This is a genomic window from Aureibaculum sp. 2308TA14-22 (assembly GCF_040538665.1).
GTDB lineage: Bacteria > Bacteroidota > Bacteroidia > Flavobacteriales > Flavobacteriaceae > Aureibaculum.
In genome coordinates this window covers 213,699-233,357 of the sequence record NZ_JBEWXT010000001.1, presented here as the reverse complement: position 1 = coordinate 233,357, position 19,659 = coordinate 213,699, and the positions used below count along the sequence as shown (strand labels likewise).

Annotated in this window: 18 protein-coding genes; 7 read left to right on the top strand and 11 right to left on the bottom strand. The window is 32.7% G+C overall.

All coding sequences use genetic code 11. The features are described 5' to 3' along the window. Positions 1-22: 22 nt before the first annotated feature. Complete coding sequence (gene sppA / locus U5A88_RS01040; protein ID WP_354203184.1) at positions 23-1,795, bottom strand: signal peptide peptidase SppA; 1,773 nt, start codon at positions 1,793-1,795, stop codon at positions 23-25. Positions 1,796-1,963: 168 nt separating this feature from the next. Between sppA and folK the strand changes: the two genes are divergently transcribed. After that, on the top strand, positions 1,964-3,097 hold the full coding sequence (gene folK, locus U5A88_RS01035) for a 2-amino-4-hydroxy-6-hydroxymethyldihydropteridine diphosphokinase (protein ID WP_354203183.1): 1,134 nt from the start codon (positions 1,964-1,966) through the stop codon (positions 3,095-3,097). Positions 3,098-3,101: 4 nt separating this feature from the next. Here folK and gldC read toward each other — a convergent pair whose 3' ends face one another. Then, positions 3,102-3,437 carry a gliding motility protein GldC gene (gene gldC / locus U5A88_RS01030; RefSeq protein WP_354203182.1) on the bottom strand — a complete coding sequence of 112 codons (336 nt, stop codon included), beginning with the start codon at positions 3,435-3,437 and terminating at the stop codon, positions 3,102-3,104. Between the two features lie 139 nt (positions 3,438-3,576). Next, positions 3,577-4,536 carry a gliding motility lipoprotein GldB gene (gene gldB, locus U5A88_RS01025; RefSeq protein ID WP_354203181.1) on the bottom strand — a complete coding sequence of 320 codons (960 nt, stop codon included), beginning with the start codon at positions 4,534-4,536 and terminating at the stop codon, positions 3,577-3,579. 75 nt (positions 4,537-4,611) lie between these two features. Here gldB and nadE point away from each other — a divergent pair, with 75 nt between their 5' ends. Then, a complete protein-coding gene (gene nadE / locus U5A88_RS01020) occupies positions 4,612-5,406 on the top strand; it encodes an NAD(+) synthase (RefSeq protein ID WP_354203180.1) in 795 nt (264 codons plus the stop codon). On the opposite strand, the gene U5A88_RS01015 is transcribed toward nadE, so the two are convergent. From U5A88_RS01015 to U5A88_RS00980, 8 genes are all read right to left on the bottom strand, one after another. After that, positions 5,399-6,226, bottom strand: coding sequence for a hypothetical protein (locus U5A88_RS01015; RefSeq protein WP_354203179.1), 828 nt, complete (start codon positions 6,224-6,226; stop codon positions 5,399-5,401). The genes nadE and U5A88_RS01015 overlap by 8 nt on opposite strands. 51 nt (positions 6,227-6,277) lie before the next feature. Further along, the gene (dnaG, locus tag U5A88_RS01010; protein ID WP_354203178.1) at positions 6,278-8,260 is read right to left on the bottom strand and encodes a DNA primase; all 1,983 of its coding nucleotides are present in this window, start codon (positions 8,258-8,260) and stop codon (positions 6,278-6,280) included. 65 nt (positions 8,261-8,325) lie between these two features. Further along, positions 8,326-9,567, bottom strand: coding sequence for an ATP-dependent Clp protease ATP-binding subunit ClpX (clpX, locus tag U5A88_RS01005; RefSeq protein WP_354203177.1), 1,242 nt, complete (start codon positions 9,565-9,567; stop codon positions 8,326-8,328). Positions 9,568-9,619: 52 nt separating this feature from the next. After that, positions 9,620-10,297 (bottom strand): ATP-dependent Clp endopeptidase proteolytic subunit ClpP, encoded by a 678-nt coding sequence (gene clpP, locus U5A88_RS01000; protein ID WP_354203176.1) that lies wholly within the window; start codon positions 10,295-10,297, stop codon positions 9,620-9,622. Between the two features lie 258 nt (positions 10,298-10,555). Beyond that, a complete protein-coding gene (tig, locus tag U5A88_RS00995; RefSeq protein ID WP_354203175.1) occupies positions 10,556-11,878 on the bottom strand; it encodes a trigger factor in 1,323 nt (440 codons plus the stop codon). A 72-nt stretch (positions 11,879-11,950) separates the two neighbouring features. Beyond that, positions 11,951-12,310 (bottom strand): phage holin family protein, encoded by a 360-nt coding sequence (locus U5A88_RS00990; RefSeq protein ID WP_354203174.1) that lies wholly within the window; start codon positions 12,308-12,310, stop codon positions 11,951-11,953. A gap of 50 nt (positions 12,311-12,360) precedes the next feature. Then, positions 12,361-13,128: an alpha/beta fold hydrolase gene (locus U5A88_RS00985; protein ID WP_354203173.1), complete on the bottom strand. Its 768-nt coding sequence runs from the start codon at positions 13,126-13,128 to the stop codon at positions 12,361-12,363. Next, complete coding sequence (locus tag U5A88_RS00980) at positions 13,128-13,841, bottom strand: pyridoxine 5'-phosphate synthase (RefSeq protein WP_354203172.1); 714 nt, start codon at positions 13,839-13,841, stop codon at positions 13,128-13,130. Before U5A88_RS00980 ends, U5A88_RS00985 begins: the two co-directional genes overlap by 1 nt. An 87-nt stretch (positions 13,842-13,928) precedes the next feature. On the opposite strand from U5A88_RS00980, the gene U5A88_RS00975 reads away from it, so the two are divergent. From U5A88_RS00975 to bamA, 5 genes are all read left to right on the top strand, one after another. Beyond that, positions 13,929-14,588 carry a CBS domain-containing protein gene (locus tag U5A88_RS00975; RefSeq protein WP_354203171.1) on the top strand — a complete coding sequence of 220 codons (660 nt, stop codon included), beginning with the start codon at positions 13,929-13,931 and terminating at the stop codon, positions 14,586-14,588. Between the two features lie 16 nt (positions 14,589-14,604). Continuing rightward, complete coding sequence (locus tag U5A88_RS00970; RefSeq protein WP_354203170.1) at positions 14,605-15,489, top strand: NAD kinase; 885 nt, start codon at positions 14,605-14,607, stop codon at positions 15,487-15,489. Between the two features lie 139 nt (positions 15,490-15,628). Then, a complete protein-coding gene (porG, locus tag U5A88_RS00965; RefSeq protein ID WP_354203169.1) occupies positions 15,629-16,303 on the top strand; it encodes a type IX secretion system protein PorG in 675 nt (224 codons plus the stop codon). 6 nt (positions 16,304-16,309) lie between these two features. Then, positions 16,310-17,062: an isoprenyl transferase gene (locus tag U5A88_RS00960; protein WP_354203168.1), complete on the top strand. Its 753-nt coding sequence runs from the start codon at positions 16,310-16,312 to the stop codon at positions 17,060-17,062. Beyond that, a complete protein-coding gene (gene bamA, locus U5A88_RS00955; RefSeq protein ID WP_354203167.1) occupies positions 17,055-19,652 on the top strand; it encodes an outer membrane protein assembly factor BamA in 2,598 nt (865 codons plus the stop codon). The genes U5A88_RS00960 and bamA overlap by 8 nt, the downstream gene beginning before the upstream one ends. Positions 19,653-19,659 lie beyond the last annotated feature (7 nt).

The window sequence follows — 19,659 nt, the reverse complement described above, 5'->3', positions numbered from 1 at the left end:
CTTTAATTTACAAGGTAATATTTTATTTTATCTTCATTTCAAAAGGCATTCTGGCCTGTACACCTTTCAAGTTAGCAAAGTCCTTTATGCTTTTGTAAATTTGGTAATTTTCTACCCCCAACTCCTCTTTTAAAATATTTTCTTTACTCATTTTAATAAATGAAATTGGGTTAAGTGCATCTCTAAAATCGGTTTTGTAACGCGGATAATTAGTAATGCTATAATCAGACACTTCTGCTAGCTCGGCAGCTCTGCTAACAGCATCATCTAAACTGCCTAATTTATCTACCAAACCATTTTCCAAGGCTTCAACACCAGTCCAAACTCTACCCTGAGCAATACTATCAACTTCAGCTTCAGTCATATTTCTACCTTCAGCAACTCTGCCTACAAAAGTTTTATATATACCTTCTACACCTTCCTTAGCTACATTATAAAAACTTTCGGTCATCGGTTCAAAAGGGCTATACGCAAATGAATTTTTATTTGTACCTACTTGTTCTGCATTTATCCCAATATCTTCGGTCAATTCACTAAAATTAGGAATCATACCAAAAACACCTATAGACCCTGTTATAGTCGTTGGTTCAGCTAAAATCTCGTCAGCATTACAAGCAATATAATATCCGCCAGAAGCTGCATAATTACCCATAGACACAACAAGTGGCTTTTCTTTTTTGGTCAATTCCAACTCTCGCCAAATTAAATCTGACGCTAAAGCACTACCACCTGGAGAATTTACTCTCAGAACAATGGCCTTGATTTTATCATTCTTTCTAGTTTTCTTTAAAGCTTCAATAATTTTTTCTTGGCCTATAACATCCAAACTACCTTTACCATACATAATTTCTCCCTGTGCATAAATAATGGCTATTTTATCAGAGGCCGTAGACTTTATTCTTCCTTTTCCGGTAGAAATATAATCCGATATGGAAACACTATTTAGTTTTTTATCTTTTTCAATTCCAGTTAAAACCTTTAATTTATCATTGTACTCATCATTGAATAGTAGATCATCTATCATGTTACTATTAATAGCCATTTCCGGTGTTCTAGCCAATAAATCATCAGCAATGGCATCGACTTCTGATATGGTTTTATTTCTACTATCGGCTATGTCAACAACTATTTCATCCCAAATAGAATTTAAAAAAGAGGAAACCTGTTCTCTATTAGCAGCACTCATTTTATCTTCTAAGAAAGGCTCAACAGCACTTTTGTATTTACCATGACGTATAACTTCCATTTTAACACCTGATTTTTCTTGTAAATCTTTATAATATAATATTTCAGTTGACAGACCTCTAAAATCAATTTCTCCAATAGGATTAACATAAACAGAATCTGCAACCGAACTTAAATAATAATTACTTTGCAAATAAAAATCAGCATAAGCAGTAATAAATTTACCTGACTCCTTAAATTCCATCAGTTTATCTCTAACAGCTTGTGTTTGGGCCATACCAGCATTTACAAACAATGTGTTGATGCTTATACCTTTAATTTTATCATCGTTCTTTGCATTTTCAATAGCATTTAAAATCTGTTGTAAACCCATTTTACCTTCTTCCATATCAAAAATTTCCGCAAACGGATCGCTACTTTTTGGAGCATAATCAACTATCTGGCTTTCTAGATTCAGTTCTAAAACCGAATTGTCTTTAACCGTTACTTTTGTATCATCACCAAATGCTGAAGCCGAGGCAGATATAAATAGCATCAAAATCACAAACATAATTCCCATAGCAATAAAAACACCTAATATTGCCGCCAATAATTCCCTTAAAAATTTCATATATTAATTATTATATTTTGGGCACAAGCCCTAATTATCTTTTTTAAATAAGTCTTTTAATCCTTTAAAATGTTACATAACGCTCTATTAACATTTTAAAATGTTTATAAATTGAGCTGCAAAGATAATCTTTTATCTAATGATTTTATTTTTCTTTGTAGCTCTTTGATGAAAACGTATCAAAACACATATTTATCATTAGGCAGTAATGTTGGTAGCTCTCTAGAAAATCTGCAATTAGCAATTGATTCAATTGCTAAGAATGTAGGTAGAATTACCAAAATTTCTTCTGTTTACAAAACGGCTTCATGGGGTTTTAAAAGTAATGACTTTCTAAATATATGTATCGAAGTTACTTGCAATTTGACTCCTGAAATTTTGCTAGAACGTGTTTTAGCCATTGAAACAAGTTTAGGAAGAAATAGAGACTCATCAAGTGAATACAAAGCAAGGACAATTGATATAGATATACTACTTTTCGAAAATGAAGTTATTTTTTCTGATCAAAATTTGACCATACCGCACCCGAGAATGTTGGAACGTAAGTTTGTATTAGTCCCTTTAGTGGAAATTGCACCACAACTAAAACACCCCATTGCTAATGAAACAATTACAAACTGTCTAGTGAATTGTGCGGACATATCTAATATTGAAAAAACAAATTTACAACTGAAAAGACCAATTTCTTTTGTAGAAAAATACAATTATATTGCTATTGAAGGAAATATTGGTGCAGGAAAATCGACATTAGCAAAAATGATCGGGCATGATTTTAACGCAAAATTAGTACTAGAACGTTTTGCAGACAACCCTTTTTTACCAAAATACTATGAAGATATGGAGCGTTATGCTTTTCCACTTGAAATGAGTTTTTTGGCGGATAGGTATCAACAACTTTCTGATGATTTGGCTCAGTTCGATTTATTTAAAAACTTTATTGTTTCCGATTACTATATTTTTAAATCCCTGATTTTTGCACAAGTTTCCTTATCTAACGAAGAATACAAATTATACAGACGTATTTTTGATGTAATGTACAAAGAAATTACCAAGCCCGATTTGTACGTTTATCTTTATCAGAATACTGAAAGTTTACTTGAAAACATAAAAAAAAGAGGGAGAGATTATGAGCAGAACATACAGCAAGAATATTTAGAAAAAATACATAGAGGTTACGCTAATTTTATAAAAACTGAACAAGATTTGAACACTTTAATTATAGATGTTTCTGAAATGGATTTTGAAAAAAATACGGAAGATTATCAAAAAATAATTGGGTTAATAAATTCCGAAGGTATCTAATTTTTTATTTTTCTAACAACTCTAATTTTTCTGCAAAATATTCGCAGAAATCACGCATTGTGGCGGTCATTTTTTCATCATTGGTAGCACGATAAAAGGTGTCTGACATAGAAAGTAATGTTTGATGGAAAAAATGTTGCATTTCGTTTAGTGGCATATCCTTTGTCCATAAATCCATTTTAAGAGTCTCCTTCTTTTTGTCGTCCCAGACAGAAATTAGAACCGCCTTTGTCGTTTCATTTTCTATACCGCCGTCTTTTGCATCCCAAGCTAATTTTTCGGGGATTTTATTTTCGTCCAATTCAACAGTAAATTTTATTTCGGAAGTATGTTTTGACATAGAATAATGAATTAATGAGTTAATTGATAGCAGCTTCGAAAATATTCTGCTTAACATTCATGAGATCCCGAAAATCCCTTTGGTCTTTCGGGATGAGTGATTCACAAACTTTTCATAAAAATGAAAAATTGTTCTCTGCTCACTTCTCCGGTTTATATTTAGATTTTTTAAATATTTCTTCGTTTTTGGTTTTTAACATATCCTGCAATGAGGTATCGGTGTTTTGCATATATGCTCTTACAATTTGCCAACCAAACCAAACTCCAATGCTTCCAGGAGTTTCATTATCATTGGCTTGGTAAAATTTTGAAAACGGAGCATTGTCAATAAATCGTCTAGAAAGTTCTTGCTCAGTACTGAACAATAATTTGTTCTGAATGAAGAACTTCCAAACTTCTTCGTCATTAAACTCTGCCCAATCAATTTGCTCTTGGGTATATCCCATTTTTTCTGCGTCACCAAGACTAGGCAAATAGGCATCTAACAGATACATTTTTTTCCCTTGCTGCACCATTCTTGAAACAAAAGTCCTATCTGAAGAAAATAGCAATTGAACATCGGTAATCGCATTGGCAACATCTACAATTAAATGGTCTTTAGTAAAATTTTGTTTGATATAATTAGGGAAGCTTTCATAAATTTTACTATCCTTTCCCAAGTAAACATCCAATGAAACGAACAGCAAACTATCGGCATAAACCACTCTACTTTCATAATCTACGTTAGATAACAACGTAATAATTTTAGGCGATTTAAACTCTGGATAATAATACTTAATGTGCTTGAATAAACCTTCTAACCGCTCTTTTTGGTCTGAAAAATTACTGAATACTTTTTGAGTTTCAGCATACAGTTCTTGTTCATCTTTATCATTAATTTTCTGAATCCAAATACTGTCATGGTTCTGAGCAGGAAACAAGTACGGATATGTAGTCTTTAGTTCTGGTAATTTGTCTGGGGTAGCAGTATAAAACGCCTGATCAAAACGATGAATATCAACGTCCACCTCAATATCGGAAACATCAATTTCTATCTTGTCTTTTTTTTGGCAATTGACAAAAACAATTAAAAGAAGTAAAATAGCAAGGTGTTTAAACATCAATTATAATTTAGTATTTTCGTGTTGTCGTTCCCGTTTTCGTAGGAACATACAAAAGTACTAAAATGTAATACAATGCAAACAGAAAAAGTAACAAAACATATTGTTGATTGGTTAAAAGATTACGCTACAAAAGCTGGGGTAAACGGATTTGTAATTGGAATATCGGGCGGAATAGATTCTGCCGTTACTTCATCGCTTTGTGGCGAAACCGGATTAAAAGTTCTTTGTTTGGAAATGCCCATACACCAAGCTGAAAGCCAGGTAACAAGAGCACAAGAGCATATTGCACTACTAAAAGAACGCTACCCTAAAGTAAGTTCAAAAAATATAAATTTAACCGCTGTTTTTGATGCTTTTGACGACTTGTTACCCGATGATGCCGCTTCTGACAAGGTAGATTTATCTATGGCAAATACAAGAGCCAGATTGCGTATGGCCACACTTTATTATTTTGCAGGAATTCATGGTTTATTGGTCTGCGGAACGGGAAATAAAGTAGAAGATTTTGGTGTAGGCTTTTTTACCAAATATGGTGATGGCGGTGTAGATTTAAGCCCCATAGCCGATTTAATGAAGTCTGAAGTGTATAAAATTGGCAAACATTTGGATGTGCCTGAATCGATTTTAAAAGCAAAACCTACGGATGGTTTGTTTGGTGATTCAAGAACTGACGAAGATCAAATTGGTGCTAGCTACGATGAGTTGGAGTGGGCTATGAAAATGATAGCTCAGGGCAATACCGTAGAAGAATTTGATGGTAGGGCTAAAAAGGTTATTGAAATTTATTTGCAACGCCATAGAGCTAATAAGCATAAAATGGTAGCGATACCGGTTTGTGAAATACCAGAAGAATTGATGGCTAATTAAGTCGTTCAACTTTTCTTAACCATTTCTTTTTCAGTTTTTTAAAACGCTTATGGTTAAATAATTTTTTTTCATCGGAAAAACGTTTAAAATAATGACTCGCATAGAAATCTCCATTTGGATAGATTAATAAAAATTTATATTGTAGTTGACCATCGGAAAAGCTTTTTTTTAATATTTCATTTTCATCTTTTACCCAAAAGTTTTTTATTTCATGAACTGGAAAGCCCTTATTAATATTATAAAAATGCAATATAGAAATACTTTTATATTTTTTATATCTCTTAATTTCTTTTAAAATACTTTCTTTATAATCCAAATAACTTGAAACATGAATATGTCTATCAGCCAAAACTAAAGTTCTTCCTTTGTAAATTATGGAATCTCTAGTTGCAAATTTTCTTAATTGTTGGTTATATAATCTATCATATTCACTATTGCTCATTAACATTTTCCGTCCTTTAGAATCAAATAACTGAATGCTTGATTCTTTTGGCATTTTAGTTACATCTGGTAATGAATCTGTGTAGTGAATTAACCAGGTTTTTGTAGAATCAATGGTATATCTTTGCTGATACAACTTATTTAATTGTGCCTTCTTTTTTCCTAAACTCCCAAAATATTCTTTAAATCTTAATTTTTTAAAGATTGCGGTATCGCTTTCCAACATGGATATTAAAAAGAGTTCTGAATTCAGTTTTTTTGTATAGCTCTTAAAGTCAATCTTCTCAAATTTTTCATCAACATAGATGATTTTTTTTGTTTGAGAAAACAGATTGAGAGTAATTGAGAGTAAAAATAAAAGGAAGTAAAGAAATTTCATAAGCCATAGCGATTTAAACAAAGATAGAAAATTATTAAAATTAAAAACTATCTAAACCACTCTATTTAACTTCTCGTAAAGTAATTTTTTAAGTTGCGTATAATTTACAATCATTTCTAGCATAGATTGCCGTTCTTCTTCTGGTACTTCTTCTTCAACCAGTTCTTTTATTTTGAGTTCGATTAAAATTCTGCGTAAATTCAAAATAGCATCCATTACCAATTTTGGCAGCTCTTTTTCTTTAGAACGTACATAAATTTCTTTTCGTTCCCAATCGCTTAGGGTGTGCTTTTCTTCATCCATTAAAATGTCGGTGACTACTTTGCCTATTTCAGCTTGTTCGTGGTTGATAAATACATCAGGATTAATTTTTTCCTCTTGATTTAATTGATGAATGATTTCAAAATATATTTTTCTAAAGATTTCATTACTAAAGTCAATCTCATCATCCTGTAGGTGCAGATATATTTCATTGGCAATGGTATTTTGATAGTTCTCCTTTACCAATTTGGTTCTACCTTCATCATCTTCAACCTCAACATAATCAACAAAATCAATTTCTTTATTTCCGTGAAGCAATAAGGTTTCTATAATTTTTTTCTCAAGGATATTTAACTGATCCGTTTTTTTTATAGCTACTTTATTTTCTTCCGACTTTTCTACCTTAAAAGCTTGCTGTTGCTCCTTTGGGCGTTTGGCAGCTTCACGTTCTTCTTTTTTTGAAATTTGTGCCAATTCACTAAACAAAACGCGTTCAGAAATATCCATAATCTTGGCACATTCCTGCACATAAATTTCGCGTTGAATCTGGTTCGGTATCTTAGAGATAGTAGCCACAATATTCCTAATTAATCCTGCTTTTTTAACGGGATCATCCTTAACCTCATCCATCAATAAAGACACCTTAAAGCGAATAAAATCTTGAGCGTTAGTATTTAAATACTCTTGTAATTTTTCTAAAGAATTCTTTTTTGCAAAAGTATCAGGGTCTTCCCCTTCAGGAAAAGTAACCACTTTTACGTTCATACCCTGTTCTAAAATCAAATCGATACCACGAATGGAAGCTCTAATACCTGCAGCGTCACCATCAAAAAGCACAGTAATGTTGGGTGTTAACCTGCTTACTAATCTAATCTGATCTGAAGTCAACGCTGTACCTGAGGAGGCCACGACATTTTCAATTCCTCTTTGGCTAAAAGAAATTACATCGGTATAACCCTCAACCAAATAACAATTGTCTTTTTTGGCAATACTTTTTTTAGCATTAAAAATGCCATAAAGCACTTTGCTTTTATGGTAGATTTCACTTTCGGGTGAATTGAGGTACTTGGCTGCTTTTTTATCAGAAGTTAAAATTCTACCACCAAAACCCAATACACGACCAGACATACTGTGAATAGGAAAAATGACCCGTCCTTTGAAGCGATCAAACTGCTTGGTTTGGCTTGGATCCGTTTGGTTCTCCTTAACGATTGTAAGTCCCGTTTTTTCTAGAAACTCTAATTGGTAGCCTTTTTTTAAAGCGGTATCTGTAAAAGCCGACCATTCGTCTAAGGCGTAACCCAGTTCAAATTTTTCAATAGTTTCATCGGTAAAGCCACGCTCTTTAAAATAGCTTAGACCAATAGCCTTTCCTTTTTGGGTTTTTAACAATGTATCGTGAAAATAATTACGGGCGTATTCAGAAACCAAATACATACTTTCGCGTTCGCTGGCCTGTATTTTTTGTTCGTCAGATTGCTCTGTTTCTTCAATCTCTATATTGTATTTTTTGGCTAAATAACGAATGGCCTCTGGGTACGAATAATGCTCGTGTTCCATTAAAAATGAAATGGCATTACCGCCTTTGCCCGAACTAAAATCTTTCCAAATCTGCTTAACGGGTGACACCATGAAGGATGGTGATTTTTCATTAACAAAAGGGCTTAACCCCTTAAAGTTACTACCTGCTTTTTTGAGTTGCACAAAATCACCAATGACTTCTTCGACACGAGCCATTTCAAAAACTTTGTCAATAGTGTTTCTGGTTATCATGATTGTTAGGGTAGATATAAAAAGGCCTCACAGGTTTTGAAAACCTGTGAGGCCTTTTGGTTCTTCTAAGACACCGCTTTTAGTTTGCTTAACGTAGATTTTTGCATTTTACCTTCAGCATATTTTTTGGTTACTCTTAATTTTTTGTCTTCACCTCCAGGCAATTCAAACATAGCATCGGTTAAAATAGCTTCGCATAAAGAGCGTAATCCACGTGCTCCTAATTTATATTCCACAGCTTTTTGAACAATATAATCTAATGCTTTTTCGTCAATGGAAAATTCAATATCATCCATTTTAAAAAGCTTTTCATATTGTTTAATGATAGCATTCTTAGGTTCTGTTAAAATAGCTCTTAGCGTATGTGCATCTAAGGGATTCATATAGGTTAGCACTGGTAAGCGTCCAATAATTTCAGGTATTAAACCAAAATCTTTTAAATCGGTAGGAACTATATACTGTAAAAGATTTTTTTCATCTACACGCTCTTCGCTTTTAGATACACTGTAACCAACCGCTTGCATATTTAATCTTTTACCGATTATTTTATCAACGCCATCAAATGCTCCTCCAGCAACAAATAAAATATTACGTGTATTAACCTCAACAAACTTTTGGTCAGGATGTTTTCTTCCTCCTTTAGGGGGTACATTAACTACAGTACCTTCTAACAATTTTAATAAAGCTTGTTGAACACCTTCACCAGAAACATCTCTGGTAATAGAAGGATTATCGCTTTTTCTAGCAATTTTATCAATTTCATCAATAAAAACAATACCTCTCTCAGCTTTTTGCACATTATAATCTGCCGCTTGCAATAGACGTGTTAAAATAGTCTCAACATCCTCTCCAACATATCCTGCCTCTGTTAATACTGTTGCATCAACTATAGCAAAAGGTACATTTAACATTTTGGCAATAGTTCTGGCCATCAGGGTTTTACCTGTACCCGTTTCACCTACCAACATGATGTTACTTTTTTCTATTTCAATATGATCCTCATCTTTTGATGGCGGTTGTAATAAACGCTTGTAATGATTGTAAACAGCAACAGAGAGCACTCTCTTAGCCTGTTCTTGACCAATAATATACTGATCTAAAAAACGCTTTATTTCTTGAGGTTTTTTTAAAATTAATTCTCCTGACAAACCATCGGTTTCAGTTTCAGCTATTTCTTTTACAACCAAACCATGTGCCTGTTCTATACATCTATCGCAAATATGACCTTCCAAACCTGCGATTAACATATTTGTATCAGATTTTTTGCGTTTACAAAACGAACACTCTAATTCTTTCTTCTCTGCCATACTATTGCTTTATTTATAATCTCTTTACTAAAACAGGTTTTACCCTTATTTATTATGAATTTCTAGACAAAACCTCATCTATCATTCCATATTTTTTTGCTTCTTCCGCTTTCATCCAATAATCTCTATCAGAGTCGTCATGTACTTTTTTAATATTTTGACCTGAATGCTTTGCTATAATTTGATACAATTCATCTTTTAATTTTAGAATTTCTCTAGCTGTAATTTCAATATCAGATGCCTGTCCTTGAGCTCCGCCCAACGGTTGATGAATCATAATACGAGAATGTGGTAAAGCAGAACGTTTTCCTTTTTCTCCAGCACACATCAATACAGCAGCCATAGAAGCAGCAATACCTGTACAAATGGTTGCTACGTCAGGTTTAATAAACTGCATGGTATCGTAAATACCTAAACCAGCATATACACCACCGCCTGGAGAATTTACATAAATAGAGATGTCTTTTGAGGCATCTGTACTTTCCAAAAACAACAATTGAGCCTGTATAACGTTGGCTACATAATCGTCTATTCCTGTTCCTAAAAAGATAATTCTGTCCATCATTAAACGTGAAAAAACGTCAAAAATGGCAATATTCATTTTACGCTCTTCAATAATATTTGGGGTAAGACTTACTGGATACATTGCACTAATCATTTTATCGTAGTACAAACTGTTAATCCCTTGATCTTTTATGGCGAATTTTTTAAATTCTTCTCCGTAATTCATATGTTCTATTTTGTTTATGTTAAGACGGTAAATATACTAACTAATTACGAAAGCCCATAATGGGCATTTGGTAGGTAGCGACATTTTATAATTTTCTTAAAATTGATTATATATAATAAATTTTTATTTTGTGTTGATGAAATAAATGTTATACCATTTTATAATTAAGACTTGTTGACTGTTAGGCTTAATTTAAAAAAAGACATAAAAAAAACCACCTCACTAGATATGAAGTGGTTCAAATATTTTAAAAAAATATTATTTGTAAACCTCTTTAACAAAGTCATCAAAACTAACTTCTTTGGTTTTTAGTTTTACATTCTCTTTGTAGAAAGTCAATAGTTTTTGGCTCATTAGCTGTTCTGATAAACGCTTGGCTTCTTCTTGATTACCTAAAATTCGACCAGCAATTTCTTCTAATTCTTTCTCTTCAGGATTAGCATTTCCGTATTGAGCCATTTGGCTTTTTATAAAACCCTTTGCAAATTCTTTAAGCTCTTCAAAAGTCACTTGCAAGTTATTGTCTTTGCTAATTTTACCTTCTATAAGTTGATAACGCAATCCTTTTTCTGAACGTTTATACTCTTCTTCGGCCTCTTGCTCTGTTAATTGTTTTTCTCCAGCTACAGCTATCCATTTTTGTAAAAATTCTGCCGGTAAATCAAATTTCGTATTTTCAATTAAACCCTCAGTTACTGCATTCAATAGTTGTTGATCTGATTGTTGCTCGAATTGTTTTTCAGCATCTTCTTTCAAACGCTTTCTAAATTCTTTTTCATCTCTTACAATTCCTTCTCCAAATAATTTATTAAACAATTCTTGGTTTAATTCCGATACTTCAGTTTCAGAAATTTCTTCAACTGTAAATTGCACATCAGTGTCTAAATCATGAACATCATCATGAGATACACCCAAATGGTTTTGCAACAGATAATCATCGGTAAAAAGTCCTTTTGTTTTTAAGGTAATTACATCACCAACTTTTGCACCGATAAATAATTTTGAGTTAGTTTTACCCTTTACTTTATCAAGTTTAAAAGTTGACTTTTTTTCAATTTCCTTTTCTTCATTAACAAAAGTTCCTGTTATATTAGAATCTTTTGTAATTTCTGATTGCGTAATCATTTTACCATAACGCTCTTGAATATTCTTTACCTGATCATCTAACATTTTTTTGTCGGCAACAATCTTATAACTGGTAATTGCTTTTTTTGGCTGCAAGTTTACTTCAAACTCAGGAACAAGACCTAATTCGAACTCAAAAGAAAACTGATCTGCATCCCACGAGAAATCATCTTGTGTTTTAGGTAACGGATTACCTAAAATATCTAACTTTTCCTCTACCAAAAACTTACTTAAAGATTCTTGTAACAGTTTATTTACCTCGTCAATTAAAACAGGTTTTTCATACTGTTTTTTAACCAAGCTCATAGGCACACGCCCCTTTCTAAAACCTGGGATATTTGCTTTTTTACGATAGTCTTGTAAAATCTCTGCTACTTTGTTTTGATAATCATCTTCTGTAATATTAATTTTTACTACAGCATTTAAATCATCAATATTTTCTTTAGTAATGTCCATCTTTATATTTTCTTTTTGTTGTAATGCCGCTTTAGCGGGTGCAAAATTAGTAAATTTATACCACTTGGCAAGTTAAGACACTCTCTTTTGTTTAGGCTCTTTTAAAAAAGAATACAGTATAGACTGAAAAAAGGATAACAACAAACTAAATAGTAATGCATACCAAAATCCTGATACCGCAAAACCATCAATCAATTTATCTGCTAATAAAATAATACCTGCATTTATCACAAATAAAAACAGGCCTAGTGTTAAAATAGTTAATGGCAATGTAAATAGTATAATTAGAGGTTTTACAAAAACACGTAACAATCCCAATACTACAGCTACTATTATCGCTGTTGTATAAGATGCAACGGCAATTCCTGGTAAAATCTTCGCCAAAATTACTACAGCAATTGCGGTCAACAATACTCTTAAAATTAATTTCATAATTAAAATTTTATATTCAATAAAATTACGTCAACATACATGCCAAGATATTATTCGCCTAAAAAACTGACAACATAGTTGTAAAAATCTGTTGGATTCTCTGCATGTAGCCAATGTCCTGCATTTTTGACAGTTTTTACTACTGCTTTTGGAAAGTGAGCCGTTATCAAAGAGGCATCGTTATCGGTTATGTAACCTGAATTTCCTCCTTTTAAAAACAAGGTTGACCCTTTAAAAACAGATAATGACGGCAATGGTGCACCTATTTCATCATAATTTTCAATCAAACTTGGCAAATTAAATCGAAATGCAAGTTCTCCTTTGGTTTTCCAATAGACATTTTTGAGCAGAAATTGGCGAACTCCCCATTCGGGAATATACTTTTTTAAAACCTCTTCAACCTCTCCTCTAGTCTTTTGCTTAGAAAAATCAATTGCTGACAATCCTTCTAAAATAGTATCATGATGCCTAGGGTAAAACTTTGGGCTTATATCTGCAACTATTAATTTATTAACTTTTTCAGGATGAGTTACCGCAAATAGCATGGCTACTTTACCTCCCATGGAATGCCCAATTATATTTACTTTATTAATGTTATGATACTTTATATAATGCAATAAATCTTCAGTCAATAATTCATAATTAAAGTCTTCAGAATGAAAACTTCTGCCATGATTGCGTTGATCTATCAAATGAACATTATAATTTTCAGAAAATTTATTGGCAAGTGTTTTCCAGTTGTCGCCCATGCCTAAAAAACCATGCAAAATAAGCAGTGGTTCTCCTTTACCTTGAATTTTTGAATTTAATACCTCCATTATTGTAATCTGTGCAAATACATATTAACTACATTTTCCATTCCTAGATATAAAGACTCTGATATTAAAGCATGTCCAATAGAAACCTCTAGTAAATTTGGAATATTCTCTGCAAAATATTGAATATTATCTAAACTCAAATCATGGCCAGCATTAACACCCAATCCTAAACTATTGGCTAATTCTGCGGATTCAATATAAGGCTTGATGGCGTCTTTATTTCCTAATGCATATTCGGTTGCGTAGACTTCAGTATAGAGTTCTATCCTATCAGCACCTGTTTTAACTGCAGCTTCAATTAGCTTTAAATCGGTATCCATAAAAATGGAAGTTCTAATACCGTTTCTTTTAAATTCGGTAATCACTTCGGTTAAAAAAGACTGATTCTTAACTGTGTCCCAGCCTTCATTTGAAGTTATGGCATCAACTGCGTCAGGTACCAAAGTTACTTGCGTGGGTTTTACAGCTAATACCAAATCAACAAACTTTTCTATCGGGTTGCCTTCAATATTGTATTCAGTTGTTACAACAGGTTTAAGGTCATAAGCATCTTTATATCTAATATGCCTTTCATCCGGTCTGGGGTGAATTGTAATGCCTTGAGCTCCAAATTCCTGAACATCAACAGCCACATTAACCAAATTAGGCGTATCGCCTCCTCTAGAATTTCTTAACGTTGCTATTTTATTAATATTTACACTTAATTTAGCCATTCTACGTTTTATTTAAATCTTCTTTTAAATTTACAAAAACAAAATTAGTGTATTTGTAGTTTAATTTTAGTTATTTTGCAATAGATTATGAACACTTCAGATTACATATCACGAGACGTAAAACCGTTGTTGATTTCTGACAAAATCAGTAAAGCCAAAGGGTTATTTAACCTACTTACCTTTACACATTTACCAGTTATAGACAAAGGAAATTATATTGGTTTAATGGCTGAAAATGATGTTCAGGCTATAGTTGAAGACGACAAATCAATTTCAGATTATAGCTATTTATATCAATCGTTTTTTGCCCGGAAGAACACCAATTGGTTTGAGCTCCTAAAAATATTTGCATTGAACGAGTCAACCATTATACCAGTGGTTACCGAAAAACTAAACTATTTAGGATATTATGAGTTAGCTGATATTTTAAATATTTTTAACAGCACCCCTTTTTTAAACCAAAGTGGTGGCGTAATGGTAGTATCTAAAGATGTTTCCGATTATTCATTCAGTGAAATTTCACAAATAATCGAAACCAACAATGCAAAAATTCTAGGTGCTTTTGTTTCAAACATTAATGAAGAAAACGTAGAAGTAACCGTAAAAATAAGTGACCACGATTTAAATAATACTATTCAATCTTTTAGGAGATATAATTATAATATTTTAAACAGCTTTCATGTTGATGAATATTTAAATACACTTAAAGAAAGATCTGATTATTTACAAAAATATTTAGACATTTAGTTATAAAAAACGACAAATGAAAGTAGGTATTTACGGACAATATTATAAAGGGGAAGCTATAAGTTACATAGAAATTCTTTTAAAAACATTGGCCGAAAAAAATATCGAGGTCTTTATTGAAGAAAATTTTTATGATCTTATAAAGGTCAATAATTTTCCTGAAAAAGAATATCAGACTTTTAGTAGCTATACAGAGCTGGATAATTCTTTTGAAGTAATGCTTACCGTGGGTGGTGACGGTACTTTTTTAAGAGCGGTAACCTATGTTAGAGATTTGGACATTCCCGTTTTAGGTATAAATATCGGACGGTTGGGGTTTTTGGCCACCGTTCAAAAAGAGAGTATTTCCGAAGCCATTGATTTATTGATTTCAAAAAAATATACCATTAACGAAAGAACTTTGTTAGCGGTTACCTCTAGTCAAAAAAACGATGATTTATCAGAAATAAACTTTGCCCTTAACGAAATTGCCGTAAGCCGGAGAAATACTACCTCAATGATTACCGTTGAATCGTATTTAAATGAAGAATATCTAACTTCTTATTGGGCTGACGGATTAATAATTGCGACGCCTACCGGATCTACAGGTTACTCGTTAAGCTGTGGTGGGCCAGTAATTACACCCAACACAAAAAGCTTGGTGTTGACCCCTATTGCTCCGCACAATTTGAATGCCAGGCCTTTGATAATTTCTGAAGATACGGTTATCAAACTAAAAATCATCTCACGCGAAAAACAAGTGTTACTATCTTTAGATTCACGTACCACTACCATCAACAGCAACTCGGAAATAACAATTAAAAAAGCTGATTTTACACTCAAAACCATTCAGCTAGATCAACAAACCTTCTTTAAAACACTCAGAGAAAAGCTACTTTGGGGTGAAGACAAGCGTAACTAAAACCATTTGTATTAACAATATTTTGTGAAAACTTAACCGTCTTTGTAACAATATTTTATCATTAAAACTGTTTATCAAAAAAGGACTTTTTATCCTTTTAAACCTAATAGATTTAATTATATTTGCAAACATTTTAAAAATGAGAAAAAGGCTTTTATTTTACGTATTTATACTAATTACAGGTATTTCATCAGCACAACTATATGAAGGTGGTGTTTTTTTAGGCGGAAGTAATTATATTGGTGATATTGGATCTGAATTTTACATTCAACCCAATAGAATTGCTGTTGGCGGTATAGCTAAATTTAATTACACACCTAGAATTACATTCAGAGCTACTGGTATATATACTCGTTTGCATGATAGCGATAGTAGAGCCCAAAGTAAGGTAAGGCAAAGTAGGGGTCTTCAGTTTAAAAATTCTATATTAGAAGCATCTTTAGGTGTAGAGTTCAGCTTTTTCAAATATAGTCTTTCAAAAACAGGTTTTACGCAAACACCATATATAATAGCACAGGTAGGAGCCGTAAATTACGCTTCTATTGGTTCCGATGGGGCCTCAAAAAGAACAACTTCAGTTGTTTTTCCCGTTGGTCTTGGTTATAAAATGAAGTTGATGGACAACGTAGGTATAGCCCTTGAGTCTTCATTTAGATATACTTTCAAGGATGTAATTGATGGTAACAACCATGCAATTACGGGCGACCCAAATCGCACCTTTGGCAATCCTAACAGTAAAGACTGGTATGTCTTTACGGGCATTACCATTGTTTACGCCTTTGGAAGACCGGGCTGCTATACTGGTGCTTTTTAACTTAAAATGAATACATTAACTCAAATAAACACTCACAAAACCCCTAAGCACGTTGCCGTAATAATGGATGGTAACGGACGCTGGGCCAAACAAAAAGGCATGTTGAGGGTATTTGGGCATCGCAACGGCGTAAAAGCTGTAAAACAAACTGTTGAAGCTGCTGCCGAAATAGGTATTGAAGTACTTACTTTATATGCTTTTTCTACAGAAAACTGGAACAGACCTAAATCTGAGGTGAAAGCATTAATGAAAATTTTGGTTAGTTCGTTAAAAGATGAATTAGAAACATTTCAAAAAAACAATATTAAACTACAAACTATTGGGCAAACTCAAAACTTACCAAAAAAAGCTCAAAAAGAATTGCAGGAAGTAATTGAATTGACAAAGAATAATAATAAAATGGTCTTAAATTTAGCTTTAAGCTATGGTTCAAGAGAGGAAATTGTTAATACAATTAAAAATATTTCTAAAAAAGTTGTTAATAAGCAACTTTCAATTGAAGAAATTGACGAAAAAATTATAAATAATCATTTATATACATTTACTTTGCCCGATGTTGATTTTTTGATACGGACCAGTGGCGAAAAACGCATCAGTAATTTTTTATTGTGGCAAATTGCCTACGCTGAATTGTACTTTACAGATGTATTATGGCCCGATTTTAGAAAAGAAGATTTTTTTAAAGCAATTTTAGAATTTCAACATAGAGAAAGACGCTTTGGAAAAATTAGCGAACAAATTCAAAATGATAATGATTAAAAAACTAAAAGTCACCCTAATACTCTTAGTATTTATGTTAACTGCATTACTTAGTAATGCACAAGACATCCCCAAAATAACCAAAAATACAGATACAATAATAACTCCTTCGGCAATAGATAGTTTAGCTACAAAAGCTGCTGACACCATTCCCCAAAAAAAGATTAGCTTAGAAGATATTAACTTTAGAAAAGTAAACAACTATATATTAGGTGGCATCTCCGTAAAAGGGAATCAACAATTTTCAGACCAATCTATTACTGTTTTTTCTGAGTTAAGTGTAGGTCAGCCTATTAAAATACCAGGAGACAAATTAACTGCCGCCATAAAAAAACTATGGAACTCCAAACTATTTAGCAACGTTGATGTGTATGTTACTAATATTGATGACAATACTATATATCTAGAATTTGATGTACAAGAACTTACAAAAATAAGTTCGGTTACGGTAGAGGGCATTAGAAAGAATAAAGGTGAAGAACTCATCAAAGAAACAGAGTTTAAAAAAGGAGCTATGCTCACAGAAAACCTGTTAACAACCACAAAAAACTATATTAAAAAGAAATATGTTGATAAAGGTTTCTTAAAAACAAAAGTAACCATCAATACCAAAATAGATACAACCGATAACAACGCGGAAAAAGCATTAGTGGTTATAGATAAAGGTGAAAAAATTAAAATTAAAAACTTACGCTTTAAGGGCAATGAAAAATTTGCAGACAAGCGATTAAAAAAATTCCTAAAAAAAACCAAGCAAAAAAAGTTTTATCGTTTTTGGAAACCTTCTAAATATATTGAGGAAGAGTACAATACTGATTTAGAAAGATTGGTTGAGAAGTATCAAGAAAAAGGGTATCGTGATGCTCAAGTTTTAAAAGATTCCATTTCTTGGAACGATGATAATACGATTAATTTAGATATTACGGTAAACGAAGGTAAGAAGTATTATTTTGGTGATATTGAGTTTTTGGGGAACACGGTTTATACCGATACCGTTTTGCAACAGTTTTTAGGGCTGGAAAAAGGGGATGTTTATAATGGTAAGTTATTAAACGAACGTATAAAAGGAGATGGTTCACCAGACTCACAAGACATTACCAACTACTATTTAAACAACGGTTATTTATTCTCTAGTGTTGTACCTGTTGAAACTAGAGTAAAAAATGACACTATAGACATACAAATTAGAATTAGAGAAGATGAACCTGCTACTATTAGAAAAATTACCTTGGTAGGCAATGAGGTAACCAACGACCATGTATTGCTGAGAGAAATGCGTACCATGCCTGGAAGTTTGTTTAGTAGAGAAGATATTATACGTACTATTAGAGAAGTAGGTCAATTACCGTATATAGATCCGGAAAGTATTGTACCTGATGTACAACCAAATTATGGCGACAAAACCGTTGACATTGAATATAGTGTGGTTGAAAAAGGAGCCAGTCAAATAGAATTGCAAGGTGGATTTGGGGGTAGCACTTTTATCGGTACATTGGGCTTGTCTTTTAGTAATTTTTCCATAAAAAATCTATTTAACGGCAGTGAGTACAAACCCGTGCCTAGAGGTGATGGTCAGAGTGTTGCATTAAGGGCACAAGCCAGTCGTTTTTCAAATTCATATAGTTTATCATTTACTGAGCCATGGTTTGGTGGTAAAAAACCAAAATCGCTTTCATTTTCTGTCTATAGTTCTAGTCAGTTTAGTTATAATTACCGAACAAGAAAAGTAGATAAAGACCAGAAACTAAACATCATTGGTGCTACAATAGCTTTAAATCAGCGTTTAAAATGGCCTGATGATTATTTTACTTTGTCAACAGCCATTAGCTACCAGCGATTCAATTTAGATAATTTCTTTTTAGGTACTTTTGGGTTTAACAATGGAGTTTCAAATAACCTATCGTTAGGTCTGAACTTAAGTAGAAGTTCTGCTGGTTACAACCCTATATTCCCAACATTCGGCTCAACATTTAGTATTGGTGCTAAAATAACACCTCCTTATTCTTTATTTGATAGTAAAGATAAAGATTATTCAAATTTAACATCTGCAGAAAAGTTCAAATTACTTGAATATTATAAATTAAACTTTAGCGGTAAGTGGTACAGTAAGATAATGGGTAAACCTCAGAAAGAACTTGTATTGATGTCTAATGTTGAGTTTGGTTTCTTAGGTGCTTATAACAACAAGTTAGGTGTTTCGCCTTTTGAACGTTTTTACTTAGGTGGAGATGGTTTAGCTTCTGGTCAATTTGACGGGAGAACTACTGTAGGTTTACGTGGTTATGAAAATAACAGTCTGTCTTCTAACTTAGGTAGTACAATTTATAATAAGTTTTCATTAGAACTCAGGTATCCTATAACCTTAAAACCAACGGCGTCTATTTATGTTTTAGGTTTCTTAGAAGGTGGTAAAGCATATGACGGATTTGATAATTTCCAACCTTTTGATTTGAAACGTTCTGCAGGAGCGGGAATTAGAATACATATGCCGGCCTTTGGTTTATTGGGTATAGATTTTGCGAAAGGCTTCGATACCGATCTATTTACACCAGGACAATCCGTACATTTTATTATCGGCCAACAATTCTAAACTAAAT

Bases quoted from the DNA above. Each gene is read 5' to 3' on its own strand.
- porG (WP_354203169.1), top strand. From the start codon at position 15,629: ATGAGAAAAAGGCTTTTATTTTACGTATTTATACTAATTACAGGTATT.
- clpP (WP_354203176.1), bottom strand. From the start codon at position 10,297: ATGAATTACGGAGAAGAATTTAAAAAATTCGCCATAAAAGATCAAGGG.
- tig (WP_354203175.1), bottom strand. From the start codon at position 11,878: ATGGACATTACTAAAGAAAATATTGATGATTTAAATGCTGTAGTAAAA.
- dnaG (WP_354203178.1), bottom strand. From the start codon at position 8,260: ATGATAACCAGAAACACTATTGACAAAGTTTTTGAAATGGCTCGTGTC.
- U5A88_RS01015 (WP_354203179.1), bottom strand. From the start codon at position 6,226: ATGAAATTTCTTTACTTCCTTTTATTTTTACTCTCAATTACTCTCAAT.
- gldC (WP_354203182.1), bottom strand. From the start codon at position 3,437: ATGTCAAAACATACTTCCGAAATAAAATTTACTGTTGAATTGGACGAA.
- U5A88_RS00975 (WP_354203171.1), top strand. From the start codon at position 13,929: ATGAACACTTCAGATTACATATCACGAGACGTAAAACCGTTGTTGATT.
- U5A88_RS00980 (WP_354203172.1), bottom strand. From the start codon at position 13,841: ATGGCTAAATTAAGTGTAAATATTAATAAAATAGCAACGTTAAGAAAT.
- nadE (WP_354203180.1), top strand. From the start codon at position 4,612: ATGCAAACAGAAAAAGTAACAAAACATATTGTTGATTGGTTAAAAGAT.
- U5A88_RS00990 (WP_354203174.1), bottom strand. From the start codon at position 12,310: ATGAAATTAATTTTAAGAGTATTGTTGACCGCAATTGCTGTAGTAATT.
- gldB (WP_354203181.1), bottom strand. From the start codon at position 4,536: ATGTTTAAACACCTTGCTATTTTACTTCTTTTAATTGTTTTTGTCAAT.
- U5A88_RS00970 (WP_354203170.1), top strand. From the start codon at position 14,605: ATGAAAGTAGGTATTTACGGACAATATTATAAAGGGGAAGCTATAAGT.
- U5A88_RS00960 (WP_354203168.1), top strand. From the start codon at position 16,310: ATGAATACATTAACTCAAATAAACACTCACAAAACCCCTAAGCACGTT.
- clpX (WP_354203177.1), bottom strand. From the start codon at position 9,567: ATGGCAGAGAAGAAAGAATTAGAGTGTTCGTTTTGTAAACGCAAAAAA.
- sppA (WP_354203184.1), bottom strand. From the start codon at position 1,795: ATGAAATTTTTAAGGGAATTATTGGCGGCAATATTAGGTGTTTTTATT.
- bamA (WP_354203167.1), top strand. From the start codon at position 17,055: ATGATTAAAAAACTAAAAGTCACCCTAATACTCTTAGTATTTATGTTA.
- folK (WP_354203183.1), top strand. From the start codon at position 1,964: ATGAAAACGTATCAAAACACATATTTATCATTAGGCAGTAATGTTGGT.
- U5A88_RS00985 (WP_354203173.1), bottom strand. From the start codon at position 13,128: ATGGAGGTATTAAATTCAAAAATTCAAGGTAAAGGAGAACCACTGCTT.